At 31.0% G+C, this 7,973-nt stretch carries 11 protein-coding genes; 4 read left to right on the top strand and 7 right to left on the bottom strand.

The annotated features are described in order from the left end of the window. Nucleotides 1-6 precede the first annotated feature (6 nt). From AC4AGG_RS08315 to AC4AGG_RS08345, 7 genes are all read right to left on the bottom strand, one after another. Nucleotides 7-411 carry a TIR domain-containing protein gene (locus AC4AGG_RS08315; protein WP_489771529.1) on the bottom strand — a complete coding sequence of 135 codons (405 nt, stop codon included), beginning with the start codon at nt 409-411 and terminating at the stop codon, nt 7-9. Nucleotides 412-415: 4 nt separating this feature from the next. Beyond that, nucleotides 416-1,648, bottom strand: a complete 1,233-nt coding sequence (locus AC4AGG_RS08320; RefSeq protein ID WP_489771530.1) for a TRAFs-binding domain-containing protein — start codon at nt 1,646-1,648, stop codon at nt 416-418. Nucleotides 1,649-1,746: 98 nt separating this feature from the next. Beyond that, nucleotides 1,747-3,171: a toll/interleukin-1 receptor domain-containing protein gene (locus tag AC4AGG_RS08325; RefSeq protein ID WP_489771531.1), complete on the bottom strand. Its 1,425-nt coding sequence runs from the start codon at nt 3,169-3,171 to the stop codon at nt 1,747-1,749. Nucleotides 3,172-3,181: 10 nt separating this feature from the next. Beyond that, nucleotides 3,182-3,652, bottom strand: coding sequence for a DUF4231 domain-containing protein (locus AC4AGG_RS08330; RefSeq protein WP_489771532.1), 471 nt, complete (start codon nt 3,650-3,652; stop codon nt 3,182-3,184). Nucleotides 3,653-3,669: 17 nt separating this feature from the next. Continuing rightward, nucleotides 3,670-4,620 carry an L-histidine N(alpha)-methyltransferase gene (locus AC4AGG_RS08335; RefSeq protein WP_489771539.1) on the bottom strand — a complete coding sequence of 317 codons (951 nt, stop codon included), beginning with the start codon at nt 4,618-4,620 and terminating at the stop codon, nt 3,670-3,672. Further along, the gene (locus AC4AGG_RS08340; protein WP_489771533.1) at nt 4,551-5,216 is read right to left on the bottom strand and encodes a toll/interleukin-1 receptor domain-containing protein; all 666 of its coding nucleotides are present in this window, start codon (nt 5,214-5,216) and stop codon (nt 4,551-4,553) included. The genes AC4AGG_RS08335 and AC4AGG_RS08340 overlap by 70 nt, the downstream gene beginning before the upstream one ends. A gap of 11 nt (nt 5,217-5,227) precedes the next feature. Beyond that, the gene (locus AC4AGG_RS08345) at nt 5,228-6,343 is read right to left on the bottom strand and encodes a patatin-like phospholipase family protein (protein ID WP_489771534.1); all 1,116 of its coding nucleotides are present in this window, start codon (nt 6,341-6,343) and stop codon (nt 5,228-5,230) included. Between the two features lie 44 nt (nt 6,344-6,387). Here AC4AGG_RS08345 and AC4AGG_RS08350 point away from each other — a divergent pair, with 44 nt between their 5' ends. From AC4AGG_RS08350 to AC4AGG_RS08365, 4 genes are all read left to right on the top strand, one after another. Next, complete coding sequence (locus tag AC4AGG_RS08350) at nt 6,388-6,732, top strand: recombinase family protein (protein ID WP_489771535.1); 345 nt, start codon at nt 6,388-6,390, stop codon at nt 6,730-6,732. 124 nt (nt 6,733-6,856) lie between these two features. Then, entirely contained in the window at nt 6,857-7,141 is a 285-nt protein-coding gene (locus AC4AGG_RS08355; RefSeq protein ID WP_489771536.1) for a type II toxin-antitoxin system RelE/ParE family toxin, read from the top strand. A gap of 13 nt (nt 7,142-7,154) precedes the next feature. After that, complete coding sequence (locus AC4AGG_RS08360; RefSeq protein ID WP_489771537.1) at nt 7,155-7,463, top strand: HigA family addiction module antitoxin; 309 nt, start codon at nt 7,155-7,157, stop codon at nt 7,461-7,463. Between the two features lie 189 nt (nt 7,464-7,652). After that, the gene (locus tag AC4AGG_RS08365; RefSeq protein ID WP_489771538.1) at nt 7,653-7,898 is read left to right on the top strand and encodes a DUF6922 domain-containing protein; all 246 of its coding nucleotides are present in this window, start codon (nt 7,653-7,655) and stop codon (nt 7,896-7,898) included. The last annotated feature ends 75 nt before the right edge of the window (nt 7,899-7,973 follow it).

Consider the following 7,973-nt stretch of genomic DNA (forward strand, 5'->3'; position numbering starts at 1 on the left):
TTTCAATTATTTAGCGTAAGTTCTAATTGCGTTGACAATACTTTCTGCATCCCATTTTGTATTAAATATAGATCTTTTGGAAACCTCTTGAGAAACTCTTTCTTGGCCAAAGGGGATTAATCCGACAATCGGGATATCAAGAGATTGTGCTTTATCCATTTCCCAAATCATCCAATCACTGTGAGAGGCATATATTCTAGCGAAGGCTAAAACAATATTAGATGAAGAGATTTTTTCTTTAAGTTTAGTCTTAATATAGGAAGCATTTGATGAGTTTATTGGAATTTCCTTTGTTGCTTCCATGAATTCCACATTAAAATAGCCTCTATTATTGAGCATGTTTTGTAAATACTCTAAATCGCTGTGATAAGCCCAAGAATGACTCACAAAAATTTTATATTCTTTTGCCATTTTTTTATTTTTTTAATTCTTTTAATTGACTCAACCCATTTTCATATGTTTCAACTTGCCATGGTTCAGGGTTTAAACTGTAGAATCTGTCATTGTAAATTTTAAAATTTTCTTCATGACCTAATGCTACATAGCAGTTTGCCAACGTTGCATATATCCATATTAAGTCGGATCGTTTTTTAAAATCTTCATCCTTTTCTAATTTTTCAATGATTTTAATTATTTCCTTTCGGATTTCATTAGCCAAGTATTTAAGTGAAGTTTTCTCGACGATATCTTTTGATATTTCTGATTTGAAATCTAAACAAAGGGCGTAATTTTCTCCATTATAGTAGTCTTGCTTTATATTGAAGCCTCTTCTATAATATTCTATTGCTTTATGAAGATATTCAATGGTTGTTTTATTATTTTCCCAAAGTCTTTTGTAAATAGCTCCAGTAATACCTAAAGTTTCAGGATCTGTAGTATTCCAGTTTTCAGGGTCTAATTTACTAATGATATTTAAAGCCTTATTTAATGCAACATTTGGGCTCACGGTTTTATCTTTATAAGTGCATAAAGCTAATTGTTGAATATAGTAAGCATCATTTTCTACGCGGTCACTCGCTTTTTTCCACAGTTTAGCAGCTTCTAAAAAATTACTAATAGCCATTTCATTTTTTGCTTTTTCAACTAAGGCAAAAATATGTCTTTCGTTGTCGGCCAAATCTCGGATGGTTTGGATATATTCCTCTTCTGGCAAAACATACGGAGTAACCCCTTTAATATGGTGAAACAACGGACTGTCGGTTTCTTTACTTTTGTCGATAGTCTTTATCAGTTCAGTAAGCGCAGCAATACATCTTTGGGATTCGGTTACACCTATATCTTCTCCCATGTGTGAGTACATAAAAATAGAATTGTGATTAATGTCAAATGGGATATTACCGTCTTTCTCTTTCATGACGATTGTAGAATAGGGTCTTGCTGCGTGGCGAATTCCCAATTCGTAGATTGCATTTGGATTGAAGGTGGTAATATCTGCAATACAAAGATCAGCATGGATCAGCAACGCATACATATTTTTATCAATAATACCCGATTCTAAAATTTCATCACTGCGGACGCAAGTAAAGCCTGCTTTTTCTACGGCGGGTTTTATTATATTATGATAGGTTTTATCTAAATCATAGGTTTTTCCTAAAGTAGGGTCGGTTTTTTTTCCGTAGCCCATGATAACGAAGCAGAGTTTTGGCATTATCTTAGTTTTTGTTGGTTAGTAGATTTTGAATTTTATTAAAAAGTGGATTATGTTTATTTTTAATCTCTAAATTCTCATTCTCAGCTTTAGAGAAATCATTTATTTAAGTTCAAAATGTTTTTTACAATTGAATTAGGATTTTCATCTAGTAATTTTGGTGGTTTAAAATCAAATTTTTGAATAAAGCATCCTTCTTCATTTCTCTCACATACTAATACAAAAAGTTGATTTGTTGGCTTGCTCCACAATAAACCTTTAACCATTTGAATATAATCATCACCATACATTTTAGAGTAAAAGTCTTTAACGGAATTAGCAGTTTCATAAAACAATGTGACTTCTTCAAGTGGTTGATTCTCGAAGGCGTCCGAATGTTCTCCTGCAGAATCTCCATTATAACAGTTAGCAAAAATTAATAATTTATTATCAGTAGTAGCAAAATTAAACATTGATCCTCTCGTAAAGAATGTTATTGGGTATTTACTGCATTCATTCGTGAAATTAATTTGTGACAAACTATCCGCTGAGTATTGATACTGTGAATACTTATAAATTTTTTCTCTATTTTTTAAAAGAAGACCTTCATCAACTAAAATTTTCCCAAAGTCTATTTGATCTCCGACAATGCTAGATCGTAATTTTTGTTTTAAATTAATTTTAGAAAAAAATAATCCACGTCCAATACTGTCTTCTGTGCAAAGATCATGTACGACCGTTTTTTTATAAAAATCATTTAGTAATGAAAAAGTCGCACTATCCTTATTAGTTTCATAAGCTTTTGCATATAAAAATAATGTCTTATTTATATCAATTTCTCTAAATTTGTTCCCTTCAGCAATCAAATTATTAGCAATAGCATTTCTTTCGTTAATCTCTTTTTGTTTATAAAACGAATATCCTAAAATAGAAATAACAATAAATGTTATTGATCCCATTGTTAAGGCTAAAATTGTTTTTTGTTTTCTTTTCTTTTCATCACTTTCAATTTCCCTTGGAGGTACCCCTGTAATAGCAGAAATGATTTTTACAATTCCATTTGTAAAACCAGGTAACTTATAGTCAATTGGCCGATTATTTTTATTTACATATTCTGAGAGATCGATGTACAAAGGTTCTGATTGGAACTTTCCTTTTAAACATTCGGGTAAACAAGATGTTTGCTCCCAATCAAAATCATTGGATGTGTCATTCCATTTTATAATACCAGATGTTTTAACAATACAGAATCTGTGCAACAGTGGATCTTTCTCTCTCCACTTTTCAACTTCATCTGGAATCCATTTAGATTTTACGCATTCAGAAGAAGCTAATAGGATAAAGTTTTTAGAATTTTCTAAGGAGGTTTCAATATTTTCCCAGAGGTGTGGATTTGCTCCTAAATTGGTTTCATCTCTAAATACTGTCAAATTTCTTTTTAATTGATACCATGGTTTACTGATATTCTCAATAGCTTTTTGGATTGCAGGAGCTATACTACCGCAATCAGAATGAGAGTATGATATGAATGCGTCGTACTTCATGTAAAAAAAATTAATCTTTGTTCTTAACTTCTTTTGTATTAATATATTCGATCCATTTTTTTGTGGAATTAGAAATCAGACTTTCAAACCGTTCTACAAAAAGATTAAATGCATCAGCATTATTTTTATAAGCTCCAGATTTTGTTAGGAAAAGATATTTTTCGAATTTCAAAGATTCAGCGGTAGTTCTTTGTTCTATCCAGTTTTCGTGATATTTTATAATGGTTAATATACCAGCTGTTAAAGCCACTAAAATACCTAAAATTCCCACTACTATTTTAAGGGGACTTACATCAGAATCTATATATGCTGATAAAAGGGGTATTGACAATGAAAATAGTAATTCACTAATCTTGAAAAACAAATAGTATCTTTTATTGGCTTTACTTTTATTATCATACCATTGTATTTGATCTTTTACCCGGGTTTCGAGATATTCTTCTTCGGTTCGGGGAGTGTAAAGTAAAGGATTAGTTTTCATGGTGGTTTTAAAAATAATTATAAATTTTTCAAAAGAAAAAATCCTGAGTTTCTAGAATTTAGAGACCACACAATTTCAAAATCTTTCAATGCCAACCATTTTGATAATTCATCAAACGAGTATAATGTAGTTGACCCTAAACAAATTTTATCTTTTTTAAATGACTTATGATCAGCTCTAAATCTACAATTAATGTTTTTACATTCTATCAGTATATTCACAGCATTTGGAACTACGGTAAACTCGCGTTTTGGAACACACTCAAATTGTACTTTGTTAAATTCTGCATCTGTTACAGCTTCAATAGCACCAAATGCAAATTTGTTAGTAGAATCATGATTGTATGCGGTTACTAAGGTGCTTTTATCCTCAGAAGACAGTTTTTCAGGGATATTTTCAAGATTATGCAACCGGACATCAAGCAGTAAATAATCTCCTGAGTTCATTCCTTCTTTTATTTTTCCAATAAATTCTCCTTCATTATGGTTTCCAAATGTATATCCTAAAACGCTAAAAAAATTAGTATAATTATCGTAAGCGAATACATCTTTAAAATTGACTAGATCAAAAAAATCTCCTTGAATGGCCTTAATTTTTATTGGTTCGCTCCACCATTTATCAATTACAAAATCATTTACCAATTTTTGAAGTAGATCAAATGAAATGTCAAAAGGGTAAAAAGTGTTTAAATTATCTTTTTTGAGTAATTCATGGATAAAATATTTGTCAATAACACCATCACCAGAACCTAATGAAATGTAGTCTATTTTTTCACCATCTTCTAACCTTAATCTAGCTACAATATTTTCAGAATTATTTTTCATCAAATCAATTAGTTTATTGTGTCCGTAGCTGGGGTTTTGACTTAAAGAAAGCCAATTTGCTGAAGAAATGGAGCCTAAATAGTTGTATTTGAGATCAATAGATTTATTATTGTTTTTTTTAATTGGTTGGTAAGTTGCTTTAATAGGTCTATATTTGACGAATTGCCGTCGTGACTAAAAATAGCATCTACGATAGAATCATCTGAGAATCCCCTTTGTTCTATAAAACTATTCTGGTCGTCGGAATTATTTTGCTTCATCAAAATGCTTGAATTATTTTTCATAAATTGATTCATCGTACGATTCCAAAAATCACTTTTGGGAGCCGACACACCTAAGCCCTCAATGATTATTTCTTTAATTCTTTCCAAAGATGCTTGATTGTCAATTGATTCTAAGATTAAAAGTTCAACCAAAGGATTTGTGTCAGTTGATTTAAGAGGAGGAACAAGAATTGGTATAACACTATTATTCCTTTTACAGAGTAATAATGCTCCCAATTCAGCTAAACAAATTTGAGATTTAAAATAATTTCTGCTCAGGATTAAAAAGGATAATTTTGACTCAGAAATGGCATTAGTTATTGATTCAATCCAATTGCTACCTGAACGAACTTTATGACCATCTAATGTTGAGCAAAGAATTTTATTTTCATCAATCTTGAATGATTTTATTATTAAATCAACAAAATTTTGCACCAAATTTTCATCTTTTGATGAATGACTTATGAATATACTCATTTTTCGATATTTTATAAATAGTTTTTCAAGATTTCCTTCTCCGCACTTTTCTCTCCAATATCATATAAGAGATACCTATTGCTTGCATTGCTCATTTCCGCAATATCTTTTATATCTCGGGAAGTAAATTCTCGCTTTAAACCTAGACCATTTAAAGAATTTTCAGACAAACAGATGTTAAATCTCAAATAATTTATAATTGGTGTTTCATACAAACAGTCGTCTTTTAGATCTCCTATTTCACCATCAATTACTTTAGCTGTTGGTGATTTTGATAACCATTGTAAAAGAATTTGATTTTGCCAACTGGCATCTTGCATCAACATATCGGGAACATTTTTTGCCCAGGAGAGCAACCATGATTCATCAATTTGTTTAGTATGTTTATGATACTCTGTATATCCTGTCCCAACCGAAACTATGGTTAACTTATCTTCTCCTAACTCCCATTGATAAGGAAAACTCTTCATCGTTGCTACCATAAGAAGGCTTAAAGATGGATTATTAGCCATACTTACTCCACCATCTACAAAAGCAGCCATTTCTCCATTTCCAACATCAATAGATTGAGGTATAAAATAAGAAGGAGCTGCGGAACTGGCTCTTAATAATTGCCATAAAGGAATATTATTGTTTGATTTGTAGTACTTTCCTTTAGGATGATTAATAAATAACCATGTGCTATTGGTGTCTGCTCTTTTTGCCACAATGCATAATCCAGTTTTTAATTTGGTACTACCTAAGGTAATGTCTCCAACATGCTTTTTTAAATGCTTAACCAAGCTTCGTTCACTAAACTCCGCTTTAAAAAACCGAAATGTTTCTAAAGGATTCCACCAATTTCTTTTTCCAGCGAAAATTTCACCACCTAACTCCATATACATATCCTTGATTTCATCTACTTCTTTACCTAAAGCAAGTAAAGTGGCAATTATTGCTCCCGTAGATGTTCCTCCAATCAAATCAAAATAGTCGCTAAGCACATAATTGGGGTTGTCTTCTTTTTTACGTAGAATAGTTTCTATTTTTTTTAGATAACCTAGTGAAAGGGCTCCTCTGATTCCTCCTCCATCAAGTGAAAGGATTTTTTTTGGCCTACAATGGTCTTGTTGTAGATAGGTTTTCATCGAATTTGGTTTAAAGTAAAATTAGTAAATTTTTCTGTTATTAAGTGCAAAATATTTATAAAGCTCTTGAATTTCAAGAGATGATTATTATTGATTTAGTTTTGGATTTAAACAGCAAAGGAGTTGTAATTAAAGGTTTGTCTGATGGTGTTGATACTTCTACTATGAGTGGCCGTCTTTTTCTCAATATAATGGCTTCTTTGTCCGAATACGAGAGAGAATTAATAAGGGAAAGAACAAATGCAGGATTACAGTCAGCAAGGGCAAGAGAAAAAATTGGAGGAAGACCGAAAGGATTAAAAAAAACAATTGCAAAACTAATCCTTATACGTTCTGTTTATAAAGATAAATCTAAAACGCCTGAAGAAATTTACAAACACTCAGATTAACAAGAGCAACATTTTATAGATATGCAAAGATTCTTGATAAACACACCAATGAAGAAATAAAAAAGTAAAGTTTATTTTGGTAAATCAAAACGTATTCCGTAACTTTACACAATACAAATGAAATGTGATTACATCTTTTAAACATAAAGGTCTTTCTAAATATTGGAGTAAAGGAGATTCTTCTAAAATACCATCAGAAATGGTAAATCGCACTAGAAGAATTTTAGATTTGCTAAATGTAATTACAGAAGTTCCACAAGATTTTGAGCCATTTAGAAATTACAGATTACACCCATTGAGTGGCGATTTGAAAGACTTTTGGAGTGTAGATGTTACTGGAAATTGGAGAATTTTATTCAAATTCGATAATGGAAATGCTTATGATATTGATTTGAAAGATACTCACTAAATAATTAAATTATATGAAACCTATTGTCCGTGCCATTGAGCATAATACCCACGCAGGGGAAATTCTTTTTTATGATATTATTGAACCAAATAATTTAACGATTACGGAAACTGCTTCTTTGCTTGGTGTAACTCGTTCCAATCTTTCCAATATTATCAATGGAAAAAGTGCAATTAGTCCACAAATGGCAATCCGTATTTCTAAAGTGTTTGGCGGAACTGCAACTTTGTGGGTAAATTTACAGTCTGCTTATGACTTGCGTAAAGCAGAAAAAGAATGGAATACTCAAAATATTTCATTAGAAAAATTTGAATACGCTTAATTAATCTCAAAAAACGACCGTTTCTTGAAACTGAAATTTTCTATCTAACTCCTCTTCTATTTTAGTTCTCTTTTCCGTTTAATTTAATTGTTTTGATAATTAAGGTTTTATGAAACGATCAATTCATATAATGATTGGAACAATATGTTGTATAGAAATTCTATATATTTGTATAAAGCATTAAGCAAAGTGTCAAAAAATAGTATTCATATTAGCCATCCAGATTTTTCTAAGGTTCCAAAATATTTGTTTTGGGATACAGATTTTGATGCAATTGATTGGAGGACAAAATATATTGCTGTTATTAGACGAGTGTTTGAGCGTGGAGATGAGATTGCCAAAGAAGAAATTAAGAAATTCTATGGAGAAGAATTGGTTAGCAAAACACTTTCAAAAACACCTATCCGACCAATGAGACTTTATATCAATAAATAATGCTGTACTACTCTACTGTTTCCCCAAATTTAAAAGAGGCTTTAGCAGAATTATCGAACTCTGATATTTTTAAGC

This window comes from Chryseobacterium sp. CG10_8, from assembly GCF_058117085.1.